We start from the raw sequence: 22,233 nt of genomic DNA on the forward strand, positions 1-22,233 counted from the left end.
CCGCCCTGGATCACGCGCCGCTCCCTCCCGTGCCGGAGAGATCTCCCCGGTTCTTTCGGCAAAAGCGGGATTCGGTTCCCTGGAGGAGGCGCCGAATGTTGCTCCGATGGCGGAGGAGGGCCAGCAGGGAGGCAAGGAGGGAGAAGACGAGGAGCACCGTCCGCTTCGGGTAGAGGATGGCCGTGGCGACCGGAAAGGCGAGCGCGGCACCGAGGGAGGCGACGGAGACGATGCGGACGGCGAGAAAGAGGCAGCCCCAAATGCTGATGAGGATAAGGAAGGCCCAGGGGACCAGCACGAGCAGCACGCCGGCCGAGGTAGCGATGCCTTTTCCGCCCCGGCCTCCAAGCCAGGGGGTGAAATTGTGGCCGAGAATGGCGGCCAAGCCGGCAGCGGAGCCGAGCAGGTCGCCGACGGGAATGGACGTGGCGCTCGCGCAATGGAGTCCGGCGGCGGCCGGGAGGGCTCCCTTAAGAAAATCGAGCAAAAAGATCCAGAGGCCCCATCCGGGCCCCAGGACACGCCAGGCGTTGGTCGCGCCGATATTGCCGCTCCCCTGCGTCCGAAGGTCGATGCCGCGCAAGCGGCCGGCCCAGTAGCCGAATGGCAGGCAGCCGAGAAGGAAGCTCGCCGGAAGGAGCGCGACCGCCCACCACAGTTGGTGCAACGGGAGCGGACTCATGCGCCGAATTCCCATTCCATGGCTTTCTGGCGAAGGGCGTGATCGGCCAGGACGAGGCGGGTCATGGCCTCCACGATGGGGACGGCCCGCGGCAGAACGCAGGGATCGTGGCGTCCCCGGGCGCGGAGGATCGCAGGCTCACCTTTCTCGGTCACCGTTTCCTGCGGCAGGGCAATCGTGGCCACCGGTTTGAGCGCGACGCGGAAGTAGATCTCCTCGCCGTTGCTTATGCCCCCTTGAATGCCGCCGCTCCGGTTGGTCCGTGTGCGGACTCGGCCGCCTTCGAAATAAAAGGGATCGTTATGCTCGGAGCCGCGCAGCCGGCTGCCGGCAAAGCCGGAACCGACCTCGAAACCTTTTGCCGCCGGGATCGAGAGCATCGCCTTGGCCAGGTCGGCATCCAGCTTGTCGAAGACAGGCTCTCCCAGTCCCGCCGGCAAGCCTTGTACGCGGCAGGTGATCACTCCACCCACCGAGTCACCGGCCTTGCGGGCGTCCTCGACCTGTGCGATCGCTTGCGAGAGGGTGGCCGGATCCGGCCATCGCAGCGGATTGGATTCCAGGGACGCTGGGTCGGGAGGGAGGGCCGGCTCGGAAGCCGAAAGGCCGTGAACCTCCGAGACGTAGGCTACGACCTTAAGGGAGGGAAAGGCCCGCTTGAGGAACTGCCCGGCCACGGCCCCTCCCGCGACCCGACCGACGGTTTCGCGAGCCGAAGCCCGTCCGCCTCCCATCCAGGCCCGGATCCCGTATTTCGCCTGGTAGGTGTAATCCGCATGGCTCGGCCGGAAGAGCGCCCGCATCTCCTCATAGGCTTCGGAACGGGCATCTTCGTTGTGCACCCAGAGTAGGATCGGCGTGCCCAAGGTGACGCCGTTCAAGAGCCCGGAAAGGATCTCGACCCGATCGCTTTCCTTTCGTTGCGTCGTGAGCCGGCTCTGCCCGGGCCGGCGCCGGTCGAGCTCCCGCTGGATCTCCTCCGGCGCCAGGGGAATGCGCGGCGGGCAGCCATCGACGACGACACCGACCCCGCCGCCGTGCGATTCGCCCCAGGTGGTGATCCGAAAGAGGTGGCCGAATGTGTTGGGCATGTCCTATCGTTCCTATCGCGGGCGCGCGGAAAAGTTTATCATAATTATGGCCCGGTTCCGAAGGGAGTGAGATGACAAAGGGGCTTGCCGAGAAAGCCGGAGGAATGGAGGAAGCGGCTTCGCCTCAACGCGGGAAGGGGTCGAGCCCGGCGGATTCCGGGCGCAGGCACCTCGTGCTGGTGGGCATGATGGGCTGCGGAAAAAGTGTTCTCGGCCGGTGGCTCGGGCACCGGTCCGGCCTGCCGTTTTACGACTTGGACCGGATCGTATCCCGCCGGGAACATTGCTCGATCTCCGCGCTCTTCGAGAAGAAAGGGGAAGCGTATTTCCGCCGGCGGGAGACGGAAGCATTGCGGAGGACGCTGGCCGAGCCGCCGGGCGTTCTTGCCACAGGGGGAGGCACGTTTATTTCCGAGGAAAATCGCCGCCTGCTCTTGGAAGGGGGCCTGGTTTTCTACCTCGAGGCCCCCGTCGATCTGCTGGCGACGCGGCTTCGGGAGGGCCGGGGGAGGCCGCTGTTGGCCGCCGCCGCAGATCGCCGGCAGACGCTCCGGAAACTTCTGGAAGAGCGCGAGCCGTTCTATCGGATGGCTCATCTGGTCGTTCCGGTGGCCGATCGGAGTCGGGAGGAGCTGGGCGAATGGATCTGGCAGGCTTATTGCGGGCGCATAGGGAAGACGGGATGAAGACCAGAATCGGCTTCCTGGGAGGCGGACGGATCGCACGCGCTCTGGCGGGGGGCCTGATCCAAGGGGGGAAGGACTCGTGGGTGTTGGCGGCCTCTACCCGGACGCGGGAGAGCGGGGAGGCTTTTCGGAAAGCGGTCCCGGAAGCGCGACTCTATCCGGAGGAGAGGAATCGCGAGCTGGTGGAGCAGAGCGATATCGTCTTTCTCTGCGTCAAGCCGCCGGAGGCGCCCGGCGTGCTGCGGCAGGTCGGGGCGGTGACCGGCGGCAAGTGGATCGTCTCCGTGGCCGCCGGGCTGAGTTTGGCGAAGATCGCGTCGCTGGTGGCATCCTCGGCCCGGATCGTCCGTGCGATGCCGAATCTGCCTGTGCGCATCGGCTCGGGGGTGATCCCCTACTGCCTCGGACCCGGCTGGGAGGACCGCAATCGGGAAGAGATCCGGAATCTGCTGGGACGGTTCGGCGAGGCTATCGAGATCGAGGAACCTCTCTTCCCCCTGGCCACCGTCCTCGCCGGATGCGGCCCCGCCTATTATTGCGCCTTTTTGGCCTGCATGCTTCGCTTCGCCGAGGAGTCGGGGTTGCCCGCGCAGGAAGCCTGCGGTATGCTCCTGGCAACGGCTTCCGGTGCGATCGAGCTTCTGAAGCAGACTGATCTCGATCCGGCGGAGGTTGTCGCGGAGAGCCGGACGCCCGGCGGCATCACCCACGCAGCTCTATCCGTCCTGGAGCAGGAAGGGTGGCACGAAGCTTTGCGGCGGGCCCTCGCGGCAGCCTGGCATCGGGCGAAAAGCTTGGAGACCTAACCGCAAAGCCGCCATGGCACTGCAAAATTACATCCGGCTCGATGATGCTCTCTGCGCCTATGTGCGGGAACATCGGAGCGGATGGACGGACCCACTCTGGAGGGCTCTCCAGGCGGAGACATTGCGGCTGGGAGCCGTCGCGGAGATGATGATTCCCGAAGAGGAGGGGGCTTTCCTGACCTTCCTGGTCGCGACGCTCCGGGTGCGGCAAGCGATCGAGATCGGCACGTTCACCGGTGCGAGCGGCTTGGCGATCGCCCGCGGCTTGGCCGAAGGGGGAACGCTCCTCTCTCTCGACCGGAGCGAGGAGTGGACGGCGATCGCGAGAAGCTTCTGGGAAAGGGCGGGGGTCCGCGGCCGCATCGAGCTGCGGTTGGGACCCGCGTTGGAGAGCCTGCACGCGATCCCAGGAGAGGCGATTTTCGATTTCGCCTTCATCGATGCGGATAAGACCGGCTACGACGCCTATTACGAGGCTCTGCTTCCCCGGATGCGGCCGGGAGGAGTGCTCCTGTTCGACAACATGCTCCGCGGCGGCAGGGTTCTGGATCGCGACGGGACGGACGATCCGGATACACGGGCGATCCGCGCGCTGAACGACAAGCTGCGGAACGACCCGCGCATCGAAGGGCTGCTTCTGCCGGTGGCCGACGGAATCTACCTCTGCCGGAAGCGGTGAGCCTCCGTTGCGGGGGAGACGTGGATATGACATTGTGAGGGCATGGCGATGGCGAATACAACGGAGGGTTGCCAGCAGCTAAAAAATATATGGACACATAGCAAGTTTAATGGCAGTATGTCCGAGTGAAGTTGAGTGTCTGGGCCAAGCGGCAGGGCGTCTGCTACAAGACGGCTTGGCGGATGTGGAAGGAGGGGCGTTTGCCCGTTCCGGTCGAGCAGTTGCCGACTGGAAACGAGAGGACTGATGACATCGTGGGCGACCTGCATGAGGTCATCGTTTCGATGTGTGCCAGGCTTTACGGGAAGCGATCCGCCCAGGACCGCGCCGAGAAGGCGCTCAAAGCGATCCATGAGTAAGCTTCCTGTTTTCACCTACCAGACCCGGTTGAGGTTGACGCATGAGCAGACTTCGTGTCTTGACGCCTATACGGCGCTCTACGGGCGGGCGCAGCGGACTCTTTTCGCCAGGATGCGGGCGGGCGTTTCCATAAACGAGCTCAAGCGGTCGTTTCTGCGCCGGTTCGGCCTCACCGCCCGGCAGTTCAACGCCATTCGGGTCGAGCTCGAAGGCAAGATCGCCTCGATCCGGGAAAGGCGGCCCGAGTTGATCGAGGAAGCCAAATGGCGGATCCGGAAAGCGGAAGAGGCGGTCGGCCGGCTGGAGAAGAAGCATCCGGGATCGAATGTCGTGCACCAGAAAAAGCGGCGGCTTGCCGTCCTGCGGGCGAAGCTCGAGGCGCTTCTGGCCGATCAGGAGTCCGGCCGGGTCCGGCTCTGTTTCGGTTCCCGACGCCTCTTCCGCAAGCAGTTTGCCCTGGAAGAGAACGGATACGCCAGCCACGCCGATTGGAAGAAGGATTGGCAGGCGGAGCGGAGCAGCCAGTGCTTCGTGCTCGGATCGAAGGACGAGACATCGGGCAACCAGTCCTGCCAAGCCGCAGTCGCTCCGGACGGCAGCCTGCGGCTGCGGTTGCGGCTGCCGGACGGATTGGGAAGCACGAGCAAACACCTGGTGCTTGAGGGCGTGCGCTTCGCCTACGGCCAGGATGCGATCCTCCGGGCGCTTTCCGCCAGCCGGATCGTTACCGGGACAACTAAGACAGGGATGCTGGCACGGAAGCGGGAGGGATCCGCCGTAAGCTACCGCTTCGTGCGGGACCGGAAGGGGTGGCGGGTATTCGCAAGCGTCGAGGCGCAACCGGTCTTATTGAGGACGAGCCATCTGGCTGGGGCGATTGGTATCGACATGAACGAGGACCATCTGGCCGTAGCCGAAACGGATCGCTTCGGGAATCTCGTGGAAATCCGCAGGATCGGATTGCATCTGCTCTATGGGAAGAGCGAGGAACAAGCGAAAGCCGCGATCGGCGATGCGTGCCGGCAGATCGCCCGGGCCTGCGCCGAATCGGGCAAGCCGCTCGTGATCGAGCGATTGGATCTTCGCAAGCGGAGGGCCGAGCTGGAGGCGGTCGATTGCGTCCGGGCTCGCTCGCTCTCATCCTTCGCCTACGCCAAGACGATCGCGATGCTCAAGGCGGCCTCTTTTCGCGCTGGTGTTGAAGTGGTCGAGATCAACCCGGCCTACACTTCCGTGATTGGCGCGGTCAACCATGCGCGCCGTCACGGCATCGGTTCTCACCAGGGCGCGGCCTACGCCATCGCCCGGAGAGGATTGGGTCTATCCGAGCGCCCGTCCGTGCGGGAGGCCGTCGTGCCGACCCGCAATGGCGGCCATCTCACCTTCGCCCTACCCGCGAGGAATCGGGCGAAGCATGTATGGTCGTTCTGGGCGGACGTTCGGAAGAGACTCAAAGCGGCGCATGCAGCGCATGCCCGGTCGGGAGGCAACCGCTTGCCTCCCGCGCCTCTGCTCCCGAAAGCGCGGGCATTGGGCGCTACCCGGACTTTGCCGGCGAAACCCCGGCACGCGAACCGTCGGCAACACTGTTCGGCCGACGTCCTGGACGATCTTCCCTGGTAGGGGAATGGTTGTCTATGGTTTTAGGAACGGCTTTGCACGAAACGTCTTGGAGAGGAGCCACACGGTGCCGGTGCTGGTTAATTTCTGGGCGCCTTGGTGCGGCCCCTGCCGAATTCTTGGGCCGGTGCTCGAGCGGCTGGCAGCGCGGGCTCGGGGGCGCTGGGAGCTCGTGAAGGTCAACACCGAGGAAGCGCCGGAGATCGCCCGCCAGTACGAGGTCTACAGCATCCCGGATGTCCGCCTTTTCATCGGAGGGGAGCCGGTCGACGGGTTTGTCGGCGCGCTTCCGGAAGGAGAGATCGAGCGCTGGCTGGAAAAAGCGATCCCGGTCCCGCGCTCGGCTCGCTACCGGAGGGCGGTGGCCGCCTTCGGCGAGGGAGACTGCCGACAGGCGGCGGAACTGCTCGCGCAGGAGCGGGCGGCGGGGGTCACGGACCCCGAGGCCTCCCTCCTCTATGCGCGGGCTGCGGTCTGTTCCGATCCGAAGGGCGCCTTGGAGGTTCTCGGCCCGGAGGAGGCTGCGCGGGATCCCTCCGTCGTGGAAGCGATTCGCGAGCTGGCGGGAGCGTTCCTCTCCCCGGCTCCGCCGGCGGAGGGGGCGGGCGGGCGTCTGTCTCGGTACTACGAGGGTCTGGAGGCCCTCCGCGGGGGGCGGTTGGCGGAAGCCATGGAGACCTGGCTCGGTATCCTGGAAGAGGAGAGGAACTTCCGCGAGGGAGAATTGGCGCGGATCTACCGCGACCTCTTCCTGATCCTGGGATGGCGTCATCCCCTGGCCGACCGATTCAGCCGTCGCTTTTCGGCGGCGATCCATCCGTAGTCTCGAGTCCTTCCTCTTCTTGGGTTAAGTAGATCAAGGAGAGGGCGGTGACGGCGAACATCCGGGCTGCGACGGAGAGCGCTGCGGAAAGCGATCCTCGCCAGAGCTGGAACCATTCCCCGGCCAGGATCAGAAAGAAGAAAAGCCACTGCACCAGGCCGCAGGTGAGGCCCGCGACCGCCCAACTTTTCGCCCGCGCAAACTCCTGCCGGGTGCCGAACCATGCGCGGAGCAGCCGGAAGCTCCCGAGGAAGCAGAGAAAAGCGGTGGCAAGTTCCCAGGCGATCAGCCCGCCGAAGAGAAGCCGCCACGCAGCGGGCAGTCGCAACGCGCGCCAGCGCAACGGAGAGTCGGCCGGAACGCTGTCCATGGAAAGGACATGGACGAGATAGGGCCAGTTGGCCGAGGGGTCGAGCATGTTGTCGATCCCGGCTAAGAGGAAGTAGGCTCCCACCAGAAGCGTAAGGATCGTCCGGGAAGCTCGGAGGACTAGGAGTGAGGAAGACACGGGTTCCTTTCGCCGGTCAGCGGGCTAGCGCGAAATGGTTGCGGGCTTCCACCACGTCAGCCGCGATCTGCGCACGAAGCTCCTCGAGAGACGCAAAACGTTTTTCCTCTCTTAAGAAGTGCCAATGGGAGACTTCGATTTCCCTGCGGTCGAGATCTCCGGCGAAGCCAAGCAGATGGACCTCGAGCCGAGGAGATGATCCGCTGCCGAGTGTGGGGCGCCGGCCGTAGTTGGCTACCGCGGGGAACTCCTCGGGGATCCGGGCCCGGCAGGCGTAGACCCCCTCGGGCGGGAGGAGCTGGGCGATATCCGTGAGATTAGCGGTGGGGGTTCCGATCCGGCGACCGATGCCCTCTCCCGGAGCCACCTGGCCGACCACCGCGTAGCTGCGTCCCAGCCAACGCTCGGCATCGTCGAATCTTCTCTCCCGGATCGCCTGGCGGATCCGGCTGCTCGCCACTCGGCTCCCGTTGTCGAGCAGGGGAGGAACGATTCTCACCGCAAAATCCATCCTCGTGCCGATCTCCCGCAGGCGTCCCACGTCTCCTGCTGCGTCGCGGCCGAAGCGGAAATCCTGCCCGACGACCACGGTCTGCAGGTGGGGAAAGATCCGCACCACCCATTCGAAAAACGCCTCGGGTGACAGTTCGGAGAGCTTCCGGTCGAAGCGGACTACGAACACCAAGGCCGCACCGGAGGCGGCGAGCAGGCGGACTTTTTGCGCAGGGGTCGTGAGCCGAGGAGGAGACCGTTCGGGGCAGATCACCGTCAGCGGATGGGGTTCGAAGGTGACCACTCCACAGGCTTTCGGGCCCGGAGGGAGGGCGAGGAGCCGGCTAAGGACCTCTTGGTGACCCCGGTGGACGCCGTCGAAGGAGCCGATCGTGATGTGACGGATCCCGGGTCGGGGCCCGGTTTCGAAGAGCGATCCGAGCAGAATCTCTTGATTCGCTTCCTCCATGGCATCCCTGTCCGCCGGCTTGCTCCTCCCTCTACTGCCGTCGAATGCGCGAAACTTCGGGTAGGGACAACACATGAGGCAGGAGCTCCTCCGCTCGATGCATTTGCTGCAGCGACGCGAAAGAAAGCGCTCGCTCGACCGAGAAGTTTCCGGACTGCAGGCGGCGTAGCTCGGCCAGATGGGCTCCGCATCCGAGGGCCAGACCGATGTCGTGACAATAGGTCCTCACGTAGAAGCCCTTGCGGCAAGAGATCTCGAAGCCGAGCATCGGGGGCTTCCATTCGAGGATGCGATAGGAGTAGACCTCGACGGCGCGCGGCGGCCGTTCGATAACCTTGCCTTCTCGCGCCAGCTTATAGAGAGGCTTCCCATGATGCTTGATCGCGGAGACCATGGGAGGCACCTGGAGAAATTCTCCGGAGAACTTGGCGAAGACCGCCTCCAGCTGATCGAGGGAGTACGAGGGGACCGGACGCTCTTCGAGGATCCGGCCGTCGGCATCTTGGGTGTCGGTGATTTGGCCGAGGCGCATCGTCCCGCGATACGTCTTGTCTTCGGCCATTAGCAGGTCCTGAATGCGCGTCGCCTTGCCGAGAACCAGGACGAGCAACCCGGTTGCCAGAGGATCGAGGGTGCCGCAGTGGCCGACCTTCCGCAGCCCGAAGCGACGCCGGAGGAAATCGACCATGTCATGGGACGTGCATCCCTTGGGCTTGTCTAAAAGAAGAACGCCGTCGATGTCCATGTAGTAGAAGCCATAGATCGCGCGCCCCCGGCTCAGGAGCCGGGCTGCAGGCGGGGAACGATCGCCTCAAGAAGCTGCCGTTCGACTTCTTCTGCGGGGAGCGGGACGCGCGCGCCGGCAGCGCACCGGTGGCCTCCGCCGCCGAAGCGGGCGGCGACCGGGCGGATGTCGATCGAAGGAGACGATCGGAGACTGATGCGCGTGAGCCGGGGACCGTTCTCCTCGACCATGAAGGCTACCTGCACCGTCTGCACGAGTTGAAGATAGCTCAGGAAGTTCTCGACCTCGAGCGAACTTGTTCCCGTTTTGGCATAGAGGTCGGCCGTGAGCCGGTAAAAGGCGATCCGATTGTCCGCGGCGAAGCGCGTCCGATTCAAGACCTCGCGGAGCAGCGAGAAGCGGTGGATGGAGAAGTTCCGGAAGGTGCGCCACGAAAGCGTTTCGGGGTCCGCTCCCGCCCGGATCAATGTCGCGGCAAGCTCGAAAGTTTCCGGCCGAATCGGCCGGAAGCAGAAGGAGCTGGTATCGGTCAGGATGCCGACGTAAAACGCGGAGGCCGCTTCCGCGCCGAGCGGAAGGCCCAGGTCCAGAGCCGCGCGGGCGAGGAGCTCCGCGGTGGCGAGCGCGCCGGGATCGATGCAGTTGATCGCCGCATATCCCGGGTTGTCGGGATGGTGGTCGATATTCGCGTCCACGGGGACACCCCATCGCAGGAAGGTCTCTCCGAGCCGCTCCCGAGTCGAGCAGTCGACGGCGATCACCTTCGGGGAGTCGGGCGGAGGGTCGACCGGAGTCTTTTCGACGGCGATCGTGGCGGAAAGGTAGGCATACGTTTCGTTTGCCCCCTCCTCGTTGAGCACGCGCGCCTTCTTTCCCATCTCCTTCAAGATGGAGGCCAAGCCGATCGAGCTTCCGAGCGCGTCTCCGTCGGGGCGGATATGCGAAAAGATGAGGAAGCTCTCATTTTCCCGGAAGAGGGCGGCGAGGCGGCGCAGCGAATCGGCCATCGGCTTTCTGTTGCATAGGCGACGCCGTAGGCGCAAGCTTCTCTTGTTTTTTCCGGCCGCACGGCCGGAAGCCCAAAGCAAGCGGCCGATGGAATTATGAGCGCATTCGGGCGCAAGGTGGGAAGAGGTCTGCTGCGCGTGGTCGACCTGTTGGTGTTCGTCTTCTTCTGCGCCAGCATGGTTTTGCTGATCCGGAACCACCTCGGCCGGCGAGCGAAGATCGTGGTCGAGGGGCGGAAAGGGCCTCTCTGGGAGATTGTGTCGCCGGCGGAAACCCCGCCCTGACCGACGGCGGCGCATCTCCCGGGCCCGGGTATGCAGGACGGACGATTTGGCTTGTGGCGTTCGGCGGCGCTTCTATAGCATGCCCCACAAAACGGGAGGGAGAGAACTATGCGAATGGGAAAAAGCATCTTGTGCGGAATGCTGCTGCTCTGCGCGGGGATCACGGGGCTCCGCGCGGCCGAAAAGCAGGAGGTCACGGTCAAGGGCGAGCTCGTCGATCTCTACTGCTACCTCGATCACGGTGCCGCGGGAGACAAGCATTCGAGTTGCGCCCGGAAGTGCATCAATCTGGGCTTGCCAGTAGGTCTCAAGGGAGAAGACGGCAAGCTCTACATGCTGCTCGGCGATCATAAGCCGCTGAAGACGTCCGAGATTCCGAAAACGGCGACGGTGACGGTCAAAGGGAAGCTGGTGAGCGCGGAAGGGTACAACCTGATCGAGGAGGCCGAGTTCGAAAAGTAGCGGCGGAGACAGGTTGGGAACGGATATCGTTCCCTGCTGGTCGACATTCCGGGCGAAAGAGAGATGTTGCCTTCTGGCGCCGCAGATCGGCCGCCGGAGGGGGCACGCAAGGCGTCCGGAGTCCTTTGCTTGCGCGGGAAGTGCCTCTATCGGTTCGGCACGCGATGTGAATGAATTCCGCGATGTTTTGGATACGCTTAAGCAGCCGGAGTATGTCCATGTCCTTCTCCATCCGATACCGATCTACGGACTGGCAACCTCATTAGCTTTCTATCTTGCCGGTCTCGCATTGAAGAGCCGGGCTACCCAGATCGTCGCCCTCGGGTTCGTGATCCTCACCTCGGCCTCCGGCTGGCTCGTGCAGCACTACGGCGAGGAGGGTTTCGACCGGGTGGAGACCATGGTCACGGAGAAGCAGAAGGCCTGGTTGAAGGTTCATGAAGAGCGGGGTGAGAGAACGGTGTGGATGCTTTACGGGACTGCGGCGATCGCCGCCCTGACCTTAGTCACTTCCGTTCTCTTCCCCAAGGGCTTGAGCTTCCTGGCCTCCGCCACTGTGCTCGCCTGTCTGGCTTCGCTCTTTCTCGGGCTTTGGACCAGCCATGCGGGCGGTCAGATCCGTCATAAGGAGTTTTATCAAGGGCCTCCGCCGGAGCCGGAGAGTAAGGCGCGTCCTGCGAGGAGCGCTTCCCAGCCGGCCGAGAGGGCGGTACCTCCCAGCCAGACTCCCGAGCCTTCTTCCGAGCCGGCGTTGCCGCAGCCGGAGACGCCTCCGGCCGGGGAGAAACCCGCGCCATGAAGGCGGCGGCTAGGCCGCAAGCAGCAGGCCGGAGCCGATTCGGTACAAGGAGGCGGCTGCTGCTTGGGCCAGAGAGCCGGATGCGGCGGTGAAGCAGAAGGCGATGCCTTCCTCCAAATTGATCCTCACCAGCCGCTCGAGCAGCGCCTGCTCCGGCAACGGCGGCAATCCTTCGAGCGGGCGATGGAGAAGCAGAAGGCGCGGGCGTGCCGCCAGGGCGCAGGCGAGGGAAAGCCAACGCCGTTCGACCAGGGGAAGGTCTTTGGCAGGGCTGGAAAGCCGCTCTTCCAGCGGCAAGAAGCGGAAGAGCCAGGCGGGAAGAACAGAACCGCCGGATCGCCGCAGGTTCGCTTCGACCGAAATCGTGTCCTCGTAGCCCGCCCCTGCGCCGAGCAGGGAGAGCCCATGCGCGCGCGCCCATCCCGCAGGAGCTTGCGCGAGATTTTGTCCGAGATAGAAAACGCAACCGGCCTCCGGACGGCGGATTCCCGCAAGGGTGTCTAACAGAGCCTGCTCCAAAGCCGGCGGGGTTTCTCGCTCGTCAGCGAAAATGCCGACGAAGCCCGCGCAAGGGACAAGGAGCGTCGGGACGCGCAGCGGGGGATGCGGCGGAAGAGAGAGGAGGAGGTTTTGCGCAAAAAGCAAGGGGAAACCTTTCTCTCGTGTCCGACTCCCCGGCAACGTAAGCTGCGGTATCCCCTCCCTGCCCGGGTCCATCTCCGGAAAAAGCCTTTTGACGCCGATCGGTTCCGTGCGCAAGATCAGTTCCGCTATGAGTATAGCCTCCTCACCGGCAAAGGTAAATTTGCGAACCCCGGAAGTCATGAGCGTCGTGCAAGCGGAGGTGGAGAAACACTATCGGAGTCCACTGGTCGAGCATCTGCAGGCTACGGGAGGATGCCTTGCCGCAGCGGGCCTGACGGTGCGCCTGGCCAAGGCGTTCGGATTCTGCTACGGGGTCGAGCGGGCAATCGACTTGGCCTATGCCACTACCAAGGTGTTCCCCGATCGACGCATCTTTCTCCTGGGCGAAATCATCCATAACCCCGAGGTGAACGATCAGTTGACAGCCATGGGCATTCAGCGCCTGCAGGAACACGGAGGCGAGTCGGATCTCGATGATCTCAATGCTTCGGATGTCGTGATCGTCCCTGCTTTCGGGGCCCAGGTCAAAACGATGGCGCGCATCGCCCAGATCGGGTGCCGGATCGTCGATACGACCTGCGGAGACGTGATGACGGTCTGGAAGCGGGTCCGGCAGTATCGGAGGGAGGGTGTGACCTCGATCATTCACGGAAAGGCGTGGCATGAGGAGACCAAGGCCACCGCTTCCCGCGCCGTCGGGGAAGACGGCAGCGGCCACTACCTGGTGGTCTACGACTTGGCCGAGACCGATCTTGTCTGCGAGTACATCCGCAAAGGTGGAAACAAGGAGGAGTTCCTCCGGAGGTTTCAAGGGGCCATCTCGCCGTCGTTCGACCCGGATATCCATTTGCAGTTCGTCGGTGTCGCCAATCAGACCACGATGATGCGGGGCGAAACCGAGGAGGTGCAGCGGCGGATCCGTCAAGCCATCATCGACCGCTACGGACCGGAGAAGCTTTCGGAGCACTTCCGCTACTTCGATACCATTTGCGGCGCAACGCAAGAACGGCAAGACGCGCTGCGCGAGATGCTCGATCACCAGAAACTCGATCTTTTGATCGTCGTCGGGGGCTACAACAGCAGCAATACCAGCCATTTGGCGGAAATGGGAGAAAGCCGCCTGCCGACCTATTTCCTCAAAAACGCCGAAAAGATCATCTCCACCCGCCGGATCCTCCATTGGGATTTGCACAAGGGATGCGAGGTGCTCACCGAGCCCTGGCTTCCCGAGGGCGATGTCGAGATCGGAATCACCGCTGGCGCCTCTTGTCCGAACAACCTGATCGAGGAAACGATCCGGCGCCTTTATGAGTTGCGCGGCGTCGACGTCACGGCGATTCTTCCTGTTTCCGGCGGCTGAGGACGCTTCGATGGTCGCGGGAGGCGGAATTCTGGAGGTCCGATGGGTGCGGTCTTGACGGTGGAGGAGTTGCCGCAGCAGGGCGATCGCGTCGTCTTTGTGCGCAAGGGGGAGTTTTCCATGCCGGGAGTGCCGCCGGAAGAGTTCGACGGCGCGAAGCTGGCCACTTTGCTCTGGCGGGAAGCGCAAGGACGCACCGTCTACGTCGGTTTGGGAGACGGTCCCGTTACGGCCGATCTTCTCCGGAAGGCGGCGGGGACCGGAGTCAAGCTCCTGCGCAAGCTGGGAGGAGAGGAGATCCACCTCGATTGCACCGCCTATCCGGAATGGGCCGGCGTTGCCGTCGAAGGGGCCCTGCTCGCTTCCTATCGGTTCGAGGATTTTCGGATGCCCGAGTCCCGAAGCAAGACGATGCTGCGAACGCTCACGGCGGCTGTGGGCAAGGCCGATTCCGGAAAGGTCCGCGCCGAGGTCGAGCGTTCCGTCATCCTGGCCGAGGCCGTCAACTACGTTCGACAGATCGGCAATCAACCCGCCAACGTCGTGACCCCGGCGGTGCTCGCCGAAAAGGCGCGGGAGCTCGCCGCCGAATGGCGGCTCTCTTGCACCATCCTGGGTCCGAAGGAACTGGAAGAGGGCGGCTTCGGGGGCATTCTCGCCGTGGGGAAGGGATCGGATAACCCGCCCCGGTTGATCGTTTTGGAACATCGGCCGACGGACGCCCCGCCGGTCGTCGTCGTAGGCAAGGCTGTCACCTTCGATTCCGGGGGAATCTCGATCAAGCCCGGCGAGCACATGGACGAGATGAAGTTCGACAAGATGGGAGGCTGTGCGGTCCTCGGGATCCTGCTCGCGGCGAGCCGGCTGCGTTTGCCCGTCCCGCTGGTCGGCGTCGTCGCCAGCGCCGAGAACATGCCAAGCGCCCGTGCCTATCGTCCTGGAGACGTGATCCGCAGCTTCGGGGGGAAGACGATCGAGGTGCTCAACACCGATGCCGAAGGACGGATCCTTCTCGCCGACGCGATCGGTTATGCCGTGGAGCGCTTCGCGCCGCGGGTGCTCTTCGACCTTGCTACCTTGACGGGTGCCTGCATCGTGGCCTTGGGCCGGAATCGTGCCGGAGTGTTCTCTCCGGACCCGCTCCTTCGGGACCGGCTGTGGCAGCTCGGGGAGGAGGCGGGGGATCCGGTCTGGCCTCTGCCCTTGGGGGAAGAGTTCGGGGAGGCCATTCGGAGCGATGTGGCGCTGGTGAAGAACGTCTCGGGCGCTCGAGAGGGGGGTGCATCGGTCGGAGCCGCTTTCCTCCAGCATTGGGTGGGGAAGATCCCTTGGGTTCACCTGGACATTGCGGGACCGGCTTGGGTCAACCGCGAGCTTCCCTACTTGGAGAAAGGGGTGACGGGTTGCGGTGTGCGGCTCCTGATCCGCTATCTGCTTTCCCTGGCAACCCAAGAACCCCGGTCATGAGCCGCTGCCTGTCCCTACCTGCCTCTTTCCGCCGGCTCCTTCCTGTAGCTCTCGGTGTCGTTCTCCTCGCCGGAAAGGCGCCGGCCGCGCTTGCCGGCGGGTCGGGGGATGTGCGCATCTGGGGGATCCGGCCCGGAAAGATCCAGCGAGCCTACGATGCCTTGCCGCGCGCGGACGGCGGTCTCTGGCTGCTGGCATCGGCATTGCCCGCGGAGCGGCGGACGATGCCCGTCGAGCTGAGCCGCTGGGCGCCCGGAGGGCGCCTACTTTGGACGAGGACGATCCTGGACTCCGTTCCGTTCGACATCCGGTTTCACCTTGTCCCCGAGCCCGCCGGAGAGGTGGTGGTAGCCGGTCGGTCGGGCGGCGCTCTGCGGATCTGGCGGTTTTCGGAGGCAGGAGAATTGCTTTGGGGACGGCAGGTGGCCGCCGATCCGGCCGATCCGAACGAGGCGGTCACGCCCGATGGGAAGGGAGGACTCTATGTCGCCGTGCGCCAGCCTCCCTCGGGCAAGGGGAGCTTCGATCGACCGGAAATATCCGAAGGGGAGACACGGATCTTTCACTATTCCAAAAAAGGTCTCCTCCAGCAGAGCTATTCCCTTGCGGCCGTTCCGGAATGTAAACAGGCGGGAGCGAGCTGGCTGGCGACTGCCCCTCTGGGGATCCAGCATCCGGTAGCGATCGCCGCCTTGCCGGCGGGCGGGATCGCCGTGGTCGGCTATTTTGCCGGAATGTCGAGTGATCCGCTGACCCGTCCCCCGGGCTCGCCCAGGGAGAGGCTCGACTATGGGTGGCTTTCGTCGGCAGCGGGAGAAGTCCCGCAGGTGAAGATCTTCGTGGATCGGTGGGATGACTCCGGGCGGCGGCTCTGGTCCCGCCTCTTCGGCCGGATGTGGAACAACCTCGCGTTTGCCGTGGCCGGCTCCGAGCGCGGCGCGGTCGCGATCGCGGGCAGCAGCGTATGGGGGGCTTGTCCGGGCGATCGTTCGCTGCGGCCGAGCGGGCTGCGGCTTTTCGTCGCCGAATACGGCGGGGAGCCCGCCTCCCTCCGCTGGTGTCGGGAAATCGAAAACAATCTCTCCATCGGACCGATGGCGCTCCGGTATGGAGCCGATGGAAGCCTCTGGCTGTTGGGGGAAGCCAAGGGGCCGCTTGTTTCGGCCGACCCGTTGGCGCAGGCGGGCAGAGTCTATGTGGCTAGGCTCGACTCCGTCGGCCGTCTCCAGTGGAGACACCAGTTCGGGGAGGGAACCAGCCGGCCATTCCCGCACATCGCCCTCGGCCCCGAAGACCGCCCCGCCGTGGCGTGGGCGACCGCGGCATTGGGAAGCCGACACCGTTCGCAAGAAGGGGAAAGCATTTCCGTCGGCCTGCTTCCCGAGGTCATCCGGTAGGTTCGTCCTACGAAACCGGAATGTCGAGCAATGGGGCGAGCCCCTGTCACCAATCCGAACGGCGCGGAGAAAATCCGATTGACGGCTACTGCTGGTCATTCCACGATCAGGTTCTCTCATTTCTGGGAGAACAATGATTTTGCCGAGGGAGCGATACGGATCTGCTCGGACCTGCGATCCGTTTTTTCCGGGGGAACCTGTCCATCCATGATCAAGCATCGAGTGACCGTCCCGATTCAAAGCAAGGGCAACGTGGGTAAATCGACGGAGGCAATCGCCCGTCTGGGCTGGATGTCGGCGCGAGGCCTCTCCTGGCGGGCGTTCGACCTCGATTCGGACAATCGCACCTTATCCAAGGCTGTTCCGGGTGTTCAGGTGGTCGAGCTTTCCGAGGAACCGGAGACCGATCTGATCCGCCTTTTCCGCACCGTTCCGGAGTCGTCCCTTACCCTGATCGATCCGCGCGCGCACCTTTCGCGCATTCTGCTCCGCTCCTTGGAGGCCGTGCGCTTTTTCCAGTACGCGGGCAAGGAGCCGGACACCCGCGTTACCATCCTTTTCTACCCCATGGACGATCTGTCTGTCATGGACGAGATCGCGGAGGTGGTCGAACGCGTAGGGAATCAGGCGGACTATGTCGTCGTCCGGAACCGGGCTCGTATCCCGCGCATTCGCATGTACGAGGGCAGCGAGCTGGAGAAGGAGCTGCTCTCCCTTGGGGCTACGACCCTGGAGGTGCCGGCGCTGCTCTCCGATACCCGAGACGCTCTTGCCGCTCTGGAAATCGGATTGCAGCGGGGGATCTCGCCGGTGCAGGCGCTCGTCGATCCGGAGGTGAAGCTCGATCTGATTCACCGGATCATTCTGGAAGATTGGCTTCGGCTCCTCTTCGGGCGGTACGAACGGGCGGCCGCTCTTCTTTTGGCGGGAGAGGAAGCGGAAAAGATCGCTCGCGCCGCTATGACGGCGGCGGATGCCGAGCGGGAGCCCCCGAGGATTCGACGGGGAGGGAAGGTGAATCTTCAAAACCTTTTATGAACGTCCCGGAGGTGGAGGAACGCGAAGATCCGCAGCGGTACTGGAAGGCTGCGATCGCCCATCTCCCGCCGGAAAAGCAGCAAGCGGCCTGGGAATGGTACCGCAGCCGCTCGGAAGCCGCCCATTCCTTCGACAGCCTCAGCGGTCTTCTGCTTCTTCTCGAGGCTAACGCCGCATACCTGGAGCGCGTGCCTAAGGCGGTGCAGGAGCTGCTGGAAAGCGCCGCCAACCATGCAGCCGGCACAGTCCCCTTTCAAGAGGACTGGCAGCGGTTGTTGGGGTACATGGACCATTATACGACGCAATTGCAGGAGCTCTTGGGTTCTTCATCGCAGCAATGGCAAGGGCAGCTGGCGGCGGAGACCTCGCGGCTTTCCGCGCTTCTGTCGCAAATGAGCGAGCTGATGCAGCAGAACATCCTTCAGCTGCAAGAGCTCTTGGGTTCCTCGTCTCGGATGTGGCAAGAGAAGGTAGGGCGAGAGAGCGCGCAGCTGGCCGGACTCGTGTCCCAAATCACCGAGCAGAGCCGGATGCTGCAGAAGCGTCTGACCAGCCTGCGCCTCTGGGCCGTGGGCTTGCTCTTGGCGATCGGCTTTTTCGCCGGATGCTCTACTATCCTGCTCTTGCGTCTCCTGATGCCGAAGATCTTCGGCGTCTGAAGGCCGGCGTTCCGCACAAGCGTGCGGAGGTAGATGGCCAACTCAGATGTCGAAGCTGATCGCGCGACGAGTCGCCAGCCTCAGCTCCTCGTCTTTCCGGACCAAGTCGGAAAGGGTGGTCCGATCCACCACCTCGCAGATCTTTTCCCGGACTTCCTTCATGACGACCCGAATCGTGCAGGTCTCCTCGTCCGGACAGTCCTCGCACGCCGCGTAGGCGCTCCCGCTCACGCAGCGGACAGGTGCGATCGGCCCGTCCATCAGCCGGATAATCTGGCCGACGAGGATCGCATCCGGGACGTCGGCGAGCTGATAGCCTCCCCCTTTGCCTCGGCGGCTCTCCAGAATGCCCTTGTTTTTGAGTTCGAGCAGGATCGCTTCCAAAAACTTTTTGGGGATTCGTTCCTTCTCCGCGATCTCTCCGATGAGGATGCTGCCTTTCCCCCGGGAACGCGCCAAGTAGACGAGGGCGCGTAAGGCGTATTTGCTTCTTCGGGTAAGGACCATTTCTTCCGGACCGGCGACCAGCGGAATATACAAAATCGTGTCGCTCTCGGGGAGAGAAATGCGGGTTATTGGGGGAGAAATCCTTCGATTTCTTCGAGGTCTTCGCGCTGGTAGTCCTTGGGAGCCGTGAAGAGACTGGAAGGCGGGTCGGTCCACTGTTCGGCGATCAGTCGCAGACTCCCCGCTTCCCCTCCTGTCTTCCGCCAGGAAATGTCCCGGGGCATGCCGCTATCCTCCGGAAACGAAAGCCAGACCGCCAAAGCGGATTCCGGCCACGCTTCCCGCCCCAGGAGAAAATGGAAAATCTGGGAAAGCACCTTCAACTCTTGGACGGTGGAGAGCCAGAGGGCCCGACAGTCTCCATTCATGGGAAAGGTGATAACCACCGCCTCCTCCGCTTCTTTCGCACGCCCCGTCCAGCGACCTTCTGGTCCCGGATCTCGGACCCAGGTGAAGCGGGCCAAGTCGTGAAAGACGGGGGCTCGAGGAGGCGGTGACGATGTCGACGGAGTGAACGGGATCAAGGTTGGATCTTCGGGAAAGGGATCGGAGCGGAGGCGCCATCCGTTCTCCCGGTTCTTTTCCGCATTGGCATGAATGGTCGGCCAGTCAAAGGACCAGAAGTGGGCATCCAAGTGCTCGAGACCCAAAAAGGATTGGAGCTCGGTGTTGTAAATCAAGGAAAAGAGGGCGGCGGGCTGATCGATGCGGATATAGGGCCCACGCCGCAGCAGCGAGAGGCGTTCCTCCTTCCGATCGGTTTTCCAGAGAAAATCCATCCGAAAGCCCTCCGCCGCGGCTAAGCCGTTGGCGGTCCAGGCCAGAGAGAGGAAGAGAGCGGGAAGAGCCTTCGGTCGAAGGATCATCGGTGGATGCGCGACCGCCGCGGGCCGAGCAGGGCCGTGCCGATGCGGACCATCGTGCTTCCCTCCTCGATCGCGATCGGAAAGTCGTGGCTCATGCCCATCGAGAGAACGGGAAGGGCGAATCCCGTTTGGGCCTGGATTCGATCTCGTAGCGTCCGCATGCCCGCGAAGACGGGCCGAACCCTTTCCGGGTCCTCCGCAAAGGGCGCGATAGTGAAGAAGCCATGCAGCTCCAGTCCGGGGAGGGAATTGACCTCGTAGGTGAGCGATTCGGTCTCCTCGGGAGGGATTCCGAACTTGGTCGTTTCCCCGGAAATATTCACCTGGATCAACACCGAAATCCTCCGCCCCAGGGCCTCGGCTCCCTGGGAGAGAGCGTGCGCCAGCTCCGGAGAATCGACCGACTGCACCCAGTCGAAGAGGTGAGCGGCTCGCTTCGCCTTGTTCGTCTGGAGATGCCCGATAAAATGCCATGTCCCCTTCGATCCCAAAATCTCGCGCTTTGCGGCCGCTTCCTGGACCCGATTTTCGCCGATGTCTTCGACTCCCAGAGAAAACAGCTCGGCCAAGACTTCCGGAGGCTGCGATTTTGTGGCGGCAACAAGACGGATCGCCTCCGGAGGACGCCCGGACTTGGCTGCGGCGACCTCGATGCGTTGCCGGAGCTCGGCCAGCCGGTCCGACAATGTCGTTGCTTGGGCGTAGTTCATGAAATTGACAATTTATTAGTTTTGTTTAAAGGTGAATCGATGCAACTGGAGACCTTAAAGGTCTTTCGTGATCTTGTCGATTCGCGGAGCTTCAGCAAAGCCGCGCAGTGCAATTCCATCTCCCAATCGGCCGTCAGCCAGCAAATTCGGGGGCTCGAAGAGCGTTTTCGGCTTCCGCTGCTGGAACGGGGTGCCGGTCGGCGCATCGGCCTGACTCCGGAAGGGGAGCTCGTGTACCAGACGGCCAAGGAGATCGTCGCCCTCTACCAGACCCTCCAGAATCGGATTGCGGAGGTAAGGAACACGATCGCCGGCACGATTCGGGTTTCGACGATTTACAGCGTCGGGCTCTACGAGCTGCCTTCCTATCTGAAAAAGTTCCTCCGCGAGTATCCGAAGGTAAACGTGCGCGTGGAGTACCGTCATTCGCGACAGGTATATGAAGATGTCGCCGATGGATCTTGCGATGTGGGAATCGTTGCGTTTCCTGTTGTCCGCAAGGGGATGAAGGCCATCCCGTTCCGAACGGATCGGCTCATTTTCCTCTGCCATCCGCAGCATCCGCTGGCCAAGCGGAAGGAAGTGGAACTGGAAGAGATCGCCCGGCACGGTTTCGTCGGCTTTACCTCGGACATGCCGACGCGGAAGGGGATTGATCAGCTCTTCCGGGATCGCAACCTGGAAATCCGGCCGGTGATGGAGTTCGACAACATCGAAACGGTGAAGCGGGCCGTCGAGATCAACATCGGAGTTTCCATCGTGCCTGCCGCAACTGTGGCGCAAGAAGTGCTCAACGGATCGCTCTCGGCGGTGGAAATTGCGGGAGAACCTCACTACCGGCCGATCGCCTTGCTCTACAAGTCGGGCAGAATCCTCTCCCCGGCCGTCAAGCGCTTCTTGGAGGTTCTTCAGGAAGACAACAAGACCGAGGGGACCGTCGAAGCGGACACGCCGAAGGCCGTGGGCGAGTAGGGCTTGCCGCCGCTCCTTGTCAGCGCCTCTTGGGAAAGGAAAAGCTTTCCGGAGGAGTTTCGATCCCGCCCGTCCTGGGATAGCGAAAAGGAATGAAAGGAAAAAGGAGAATCCATGCCGAACTTGGAAACGCGGTACCTTGGCTTATCTCTACGCTCTCCGCTGATCGCCTCCTCTTCACCGCTGACCGGATCGCTCGCGAGGATCCGGGAGATGGAGGCGGCGGGGATCGGAGCAGTGGTGCTCCCCTCCCTTTTCGAGGAACAGATTCTCAGGGAGGAGATGGCGGAGCACGCGCAGCAGGATTACGGCGGGACCTTGGAGGGGTTCTCCAAGCTCGAAGAGTTCCGGTTCAGCGCCCGAGCCTATCTCGATCACATTCGGGCGCTCAAGTCCTCGGTAGGGATTCCCGTCATCGCCAGCCTGAACGGAGCGAGCTCGGGCTGGTGGACCCGTTATGCCAAGATGCTTGAGGAAGCGGGAGCCGACGCCCTGGAGCTCAATATCTATTCGGTGCCGACCGATCCGGACAAAGCCGGGGCGGAGATCGAGATGGAACTGCTCGACATCGTGCGGCTGGTCCGCGCCCAGATTCGAATTCCGCTGGCGGTCAAGCTCAGCGCATTTTATACCAACATCGCCCACCTGGCGAAGCGGCTCCAGGCGGCGGGAATCCAAGGGGCGGTATTCTTCAATCGCTTCTACCAACCGGATATCGACGTGGAACGGTTGACGCTCCGGAGCGGGCTCTTGCCGGGCTCTTCCCGAGATGTCCGGGTGCCGCTGACTTGGATCGGCATCCTTTACGGCCGCGTGGGGATCGATCTGGCGGCTACCGGCGGGATCATGGAGGCCGCCGACGCGATCAAGGTCATTCTGGCCGGAGCGCAAGCCGCGATGCTCTGTTCCGTGCTCCTGGAGCACGGTGTGGCCTCGGTCGGGCGATTGCTCGAACAGATCGCCCAGTGGATGCGGCGCCACGGGTACGAATCGATCGAGCAGTGGCGGGGCCTGCTGAGCCAGAAGAACTGTGCCGATCCGGAGAGCTTCGAGAGGGCGCAGTACGTGGCGGCGGTGGGCGGGGGTTCGGCCTGAGCC

Annotated in this window: 25 protein-coding genes and 1 pseudogene; 16 read left to right on the top strand and 10 right to left on the bottom strand. The window is 63.5% G+C overall.

The window, feature by feature from the left end:
• Positions 1–10 precede the first annotated feature (10 nt).
• Both plsY and aroC read right to left on the bottom strand, forming a co-directional pair.
• Positions 11–682 (bottom strand): glycerol-3-phosphate 1-O-acyltransferase PlsY, encoded by a 672-nt coding sequence (gene plsY, locus MTHMO_RS00830; protein WP_202213108.1) that lies wholly within the window; start codon positions 680–682, stop codon positions 11–13.
• Positions 679–1,773 (bottom strand): chorismate synthase, encoded by a 1,095-nt coding sequence (aroC, locus tag MTHMO_RS00835; protein WP_202213109.1) that lies wholly within the window; start codon positions 1,771–1,773, stop codon positions 679–681. The genes plsY and aroC overlap by 4 nt, the downstream gene beginning before the upstream one ends.
• Before the next feature lie 71 nt (positions 1,774–1,844).
• On the opposite strand from aroC, the gene MTHMO_RS00840 reads away from it, so the two are divergent.
• The 6 genes and pseudogenes from MTHMO_RS00840 (at position 1,845) to MTHMO_RS00865 (ending at position 6,747) form a co-directional block, all read left to right on the top strand.
• Positions 1,845–2,459, top strand: a complete 615-nt coding sequence (locus tag MTHMO_RS00840) for a shikimate kinase (RefSeq protein WP_202213110.1) — start codon at positions 1,845–1,847, stop codon at positions 2,457–2,459.
• The gene (locus MTHMO_RS00845) at positions 2,456–3,265 is read left to right on the top strand and encodes a pyrroline-5-carboxylate reductase (RefSeq protein ID WP_202213111.1); all 810 of its coding nucleotides are present in this window, start codon (positions 2,456–2,458) and stop codon (positions 3,263–3,265) included. The genes MTHMO_RS00840 and MTHMO_RS00845 overlap by 4 nt, the downstream gene beginning before the upstream one ends.
• Before the next feature lie 13 nt (positions 3,266–3,278).
• Complete coding sequence (locus MTHMO_RS00850) at positions 3,279–3,944, top strand: O-methyltransferase (protein WP_202213112.1); 666 nt, start codon at positions 3,279–3,281, stop codon at positions 3,942–3,944.
• A gap of 236 nt (positions 3,945–4,180) precedes the next feature.
• Positions 4,181–4,303: pseudogene (locus MTHMO_RS11170) on the top strand (IS607 family transposase); the annotation flags it as partial.
• A complete protein-coding gene (locus MTHMO_RS00860; RefSeq protein WP_202213114.1) occupies positions 4,296–5,927 on the top strand; it encodes a transposase in 1,632 nt (543 codons plus the stop codon). The pseudogene MTHMO_RS11170 and the gene MTHMO_RS00860, both read left to right, overlap by 8 nt.
• A gap of 4 nt (positions 5,928–5,931) precedes the next feature.
• Entirely contained in the window at positions 5,932–6,747 is an 816-nt protein-coding gene (locus MTHMO_RS00865) for a thioredoxin domain-containing protein (RefSeq protein ID WP_202213115.1), read from the top strand.
• Here the strand turns inward: MTHMO_RS00865 and MTHMO_RS00870 are convergent.
• The 4 genes from MTHMO_RS00870 to MTHMO_RS00885 are packed head-to-tail and all read right to left on the bottom strand — an operon-like array spanning position 6,713 to position 9,968.
• Positions 6,713–7,255, bottom strand: a complete 543-nt coding sequence (locus MTHMO_RS00870) for a DUF2165 domain-containing protein (protein WP_202213116.1) — start codon at positions 7,253–7,255, stop codon at positions 6,713–6,715. The genes MTHMO_RS00865 and MTHMO_RS00870 overlap by 35 nt on opposite strands.
• 16 nt (positions 7,256–7,271) lie before the next feature.
• On the bottom strand, positions 7,272–8,216 hold the full coding sequence (locus MTHMO_RS00875; protein WP_202213117.1) for a bifunctional riboflavin kinase/FAD synthetase: 945 nt from the start codon (positions 8,214–8,216) through the stop codon (positions 7,272–7,274).
• A 31-nt stretch (positions 8,217–8,247) separates the two neighbouring features.
• Positions 8,248–8,961 (bottom strand): tRNA pseudouridine(55) synthase TruB, encoded by a 714-nt coding sequence (truB, locus tag MTHMO_RS00880; protein WP_202213118.1) that lies wholly within the window; start codon positions 8,959–8,961, stop codon positions 8,248–8,250.
• A 32-nt stretch (positions 8,962–8,993) separates the two neighbouring features.
• The gene (locus MTHMO_RS00885) at positions 8,994–9,968 is read right to left on the bottom strand and encodes a bifunctional oligoribonuclease/PAP phosphatase NrnA (RefSeq protein WP_202213119.1); all 975 of its coding nucleotides are present in this window, start codon (positions 9,966–9,968) and stop codon (positions 8,994–8,996) included.
• A gap of 96 nt (positions 9,969–10,064) precedes the next feature.
• On the opposite strand from MTHMO_RS00885, the gene MTHMO_RS00890 reads away from it, so the two are divergent.
• From MTHMO_RS00890 to MTHMO_RS00900, 3 genes are all read left to right on the top strand, one after another.
• A complete protein-coding gene (locus MTHMO_RS00890) occupies positions 10,065–10,253 on the top strand; it encodes a hypothetical protein (RefSeq protein ID WP_202213120.1) in 189 nt (62 codons plus the stop codon).
• 114 nt (positions 10,254–10,367) lie between these two features.
• The gene (locus MTHMO_RS00895) at positions 10,368–10,715 is read left to right on the top strand and encodes a hypothetical protein (protein ID WP_237394672.1); all 348 of its coding nucleotides are present in this window, start codon (positions 10,368–10,370) and stop codon (positions 10,713–10,715) included.
• Between the two features lie 166 nt (positions 10,716–10,881).
• Entirely contained in the window at positions 10,882–11,514 is a 633-nt protein-coding gene (locus MTHMO_RS00900) for a hypothetical protein (protein ID WP_237394673.1), read from the top strand.
• Between the two features lie 9 nt (positions 11,515–11,523).
• Here the strand turns inward: MTHMO_RS00900 and MTHMO_RS00905 are convergent, their stop codons facing one another.
• Complete coding sequence (locus MTHMO_RS00905; RefSeq protein ID WP_202213122.1) at positions 11,524–12,159, bottom strand: hypothetical protein; 636 nt, start codon at positions 12,157–12,159, stop codon at positions 11,524–11,526.
• A gap of 127 nt (positions 12,160–12,286) precedes the next feature.
• Between MTHMO_RS00905 and MTHMO_RS00910 the strand changes: the two genes are divergently transcribed.
• The 5 genes from MTHMO_RS00910 (at position 12,287) to MTHMO_RS00930 (ending at position 18,080) form a co-directional block, all read left to right on the top strand.
• On the top strand, positions 12,287–13,519 hold the full coding sequence (locus tag MTHMO_RS00910) for a 4-hydroxy-3-methylbut-2-enyl diphosphate reductase (RefSeq protein ID WP_202213123.1): 1,233 nt from the start codon (positions 12,287–12,289) through the stop codon (positions 13,517–13,519).
• A gap of 42 nt (positions 13,520–13,561) precedes the next feature.
• Positions 13,562–14,986, top strand: a complete 1,425-nt coding sequence (locus MTHMO_RS00915) for a leucyl aminopeptidase (RefSeq protein ID WP_202213124.1) — start codon at positions 13,562–13,564, stop codon at positions 14,984–14,986.
• The gene (locus tag MTHMO_RS00920; protein ID WP_202213125.1) at positions 14,983–16,383 is read left to right on the top strand and encodes a hypothetical protein; all 1,401 of its coding nucleotides are present in this window, start codon (positions 14,983–14,985) and stop codon (positions 16,381–16,383) included. Before MTHMO_RS00915 ends, MTHMO_RS00920 begins: the two co-directional genes overlap by 4 nt.
• Positions 16,384–16,590: 207 nt before the next feature.
• The gene (locus MTHMO_RS00925) at positions 16,591–17,421 is read left to right on the top strand and encodes an ATPase (protein WP_202213126.1); all 831 of its coding nucleotides are present in this window, start codon (positions 16,591–16,593) and stop codon (positions 17,419–17,421) included.
• Complete coding sequence (locus MTHMO_RS00930) at positions 17,418–18,080, top strand: hypothetical protein (protein WP_202213127.1); 663 nt, start codon at positions 17,418–17,420, stop codon at positions 18,078–18,080. Before MTHMO_RS00925 ends, MTHMO_RS00930 begins: the two co-directional genes overlap by 4 nt.
• Positions 18,081–18,122: 42 nt before the next feature.
• Here MTHMO_RS00930 and MTHMO_RS00935 read toward each other — a convergent pair whose 3' ends face one another.
• The 3 genes from MTHMO_RS00935 to MTHMO_RS00945 all read right to left on the bottom strand — a co-directional run bounded on the left by MTHMO_RS00935 (position 18,123) and on the right by MTHMO_RS00945 (position 20,163).
• Positions 18,123–18,587 (bottom strand): Rrf2 family transcriptional regulator, encoded by a 465-nt coding sequence (locus tag MTHMO_RS00935; RefSeq protein WP_202213128.1) that lies wholly within the window; start codon positions 18,585–18,587, stop codon positions 18,123–18,125.
• 65 nt (positions 18,588–18,652) lie between these two features.
• Positions 18,653–19,453: a hypothetical protein gene (locus MTHMO_RS00940; RefSeq protein WP_202213129.1), complete on the bottom strand. Its 801-nt coding sequence runs from the start codon at positions 19,451–19,453 to the stop codon at positions 18,653–18,655.
• Positions 19,450–20,163 carry a YggS family pyridoxal phosphate-dependent enzyme gene (locus MTHMO_RS00945; RefSeq protein ID WP_202213130.1) on the bottom strand — a complete coding sequence of 238 codons (714 nt, stop codon included), beginning with the start codon at positions 20,161–20,163 and terminating at the stop codon, positions 19,450–19,452. Before MTHMO_RS00945 ends, MTHMO_RS00940 begins: the two co-directional genes overlap by 4 nt.
• Before the next feature lie 39 nt (positions 20,164–20,202).
• Here MTHMO_RS00945 and MTHMO_RS00950 point away from each other — a divergent pair, with 39 nt between their 5' ends.
• Positions 20,203–21,135 (top strand): LysR family transcriptional regulator, encoded by a 933-nt coding sequence (locus MTHMO_RS00950; protein ID WP_202213131.1) that lies wholly within the window; start codon positions 20,203–20,205, stop codon positions 21,133–21,135.
• 114 nt (positions 21,136–21,249) lie between these two features.
• Positions 21,250–22,230, top strand: coding sequence for a dihydroorotate dehydrogenase-like protein (locus MTHMO_RS00955; protein ID WP_202213132.1), 981 nt, complete (start codon positions 21,250–21,252; stop codon positions 22,228–22,230).
• Positions 22,231–22,233 lie beyond the last annotated feature (3 nt).

Source organism: Methylacidimicrobium sp. AP8 (assembly GCF_903064525.1).
GTDB lineage: Bacteria > Verrucomicrobiota > Verrucomicrobiia > Methylacidiphilales > Methylacidiphilaceae > Methylacidimicrobium.

What these genes read in the sequence shown, in the direction of transcription:
- plsY (WP_202213108.1), bottom strand. Translation starts at nt 682, where the DNA reads ATGAGTCCGCTCCCGTTGCACCAACTGTGGTGGGCGGTCGCGCTCCTT.
- aroC (WP_202213109.1), bottom strand. Translation starts at nt 1,773, where the DNA reads ATGCCCAACACATTCGGCCACCTCTTTCGGATCACCACCTGGGGCGAA.
- MTHMO_RS00840 (WP_202213110.1), top strand. Translation starts at nt 1,845, where the DNA reads ATGACAAAGGGGCTTGCCGAGAAAGCCGGAGGAATGGAGGAAGCGGCT.
- MTHMO_RS00845 (WP_202213111.1), top strand. Translation starts at nt 2,456, where the DNA reads ATGAAGACCAGAATCGGCTTCCTGGGAGGCGGACGGATCGCACGCGCT.
- MTHMO_RS00850 (WP_202213112.1), top strand. Translation starts at nt 3,279, where the DNA reads ATGGCACTGCAAAATTACATCCGGCTCGATGATGCTCTCTGCGCCTAT.
- MTHMO_RS00860 (WP_202213114.1), top strand. Translation starts at nt 4,296, where the DNA reads ATGAGTAAGCTTCCTGTTTTCACCTACCAGACCCGGTTGAGGTTGACG.
- MTHMO_RS00865 (WP_202213115.1), top strand. Translation starts at nt 5,932, where the DNA reads ATGGTTGTCTATGGTTTTAGGAACGGCTTTGCACGAAACGTCTTGGAG.
- MTHMO_RS00875 (WP_202213117.1), bottom strand. Translation starts at nt 8,216, where the DNA reads ATGGAGGAAGCGAATCAAGAGATTCTGCTCGGATCGCTCTTCGAAACC.
- truB (WP_202213118.1), bottom strand. Translation starts at nt 8,961, where the DNA reads ATGGACATCGACGGCGTTCTTCTTTTAGACAAGCCCAAGGGATGCACG.
- MTHMO_RS00885 (WP_202213119.1), bottom strand. Translation starts at nt 9,968, where the DNA reads ATGGCCGATTCGCTGCGCCGCCTCGCCGCCCTCTTCCGGGAAAATGAG.
- MTHMO_RS00890 (WP_202213120.1), top strand. Translation starts at nt 10,065, where the DNA reads ATGAGCGCATTCGGGCGCAAGGTGGGAAGAGGTCTGCTGCGCGTGGTC.
- MTHMO_RS00895 (WP_237394672.1), top strand. Translation starts at nt 10,368, where the DNA reads ATGGGAAAAAGCATCTTGTGCGGAATGCTGCTGCTCTGCGCGGGGATC.
- MTHMO_RS00910 (WP_202213123.1), top strand. Translation starts at nt 12,287, where the DNA reads ATGAGTATAGCCTCCTCACCGGCAAAGGTAAATTTGCGAACCCCGGAA.
- MTHMO_RS00915 (WP_202213124.1), top strand. Translation starts at nt 13,562, where the DNA reads ATGGGTGCGGTCTTGACGGTGGAGGAGTTGCCGCAGCAGGGCGATCGC.
- MTHMO_RS00920 (WP_202213125.1), top strand. Translation starts at nt 14,983, where the DNA reads ATGAGCCGCTGCCTGTCCCTACCTGCCTCTTTCCGCCGGCTCCTTCCT.
- MTHMO_RS00925 (WP_202213126.1), top strand. Translation starts at nt 16,591, where the DNA reads ATGATCAAGCATCGAGTGACCGTCCCGATTCAAAGCAAGGGCAACGTG.
- MTHMO_RS00930 (WP_202213127.1), top strand. Translation starts at nt 17,418, where the DNA reads ATGAACGTCCCGGAGGTGGAGGAACGCGAAGATCCGCAGCGGTACTGG.
- MTHMO_RS00935 (WP_202213128.1), bottom strand. Translation starts at nt 18,587, where the DNA reads ATGGTCCTTACCCGAAGAAGCAAATACGCCTTACGCGCCCTCGTCTAC.
- MTHMO_RS00940 (WP_202213129.1), bottom strand. Translation starts at nt 19,453, where the DNA reads ATGATCCTTCGACCGAAGGCTCTTCCCGCTCTCTTCCTCTCTCTGGCC.
- MTHMO_RS00945 (WP_202213130.1), bottom strand. Translation starts at nt 20,163, where the DNA reads ATGAACTACGCCCAAGCAACGACATTGTCGGACCGGCTGGCCGAGCTC.
- MTHMO_RS00950 (WP_202213131.1), top strand. Translation starts at nt 20,203, where the DNA reads ATGCAACTGGAGACCTTAAAGGTCTTTCGTGATCTTGTCGATTCGCGG.
- MTHMO_RS00955 (WP_202213132.1), top strand. Translation starts at nt 21,250, where the DNA reads ATGCCGAACTTGGAAACGCGGTACCTTGGCTTATCTCTACGCTCTCCG.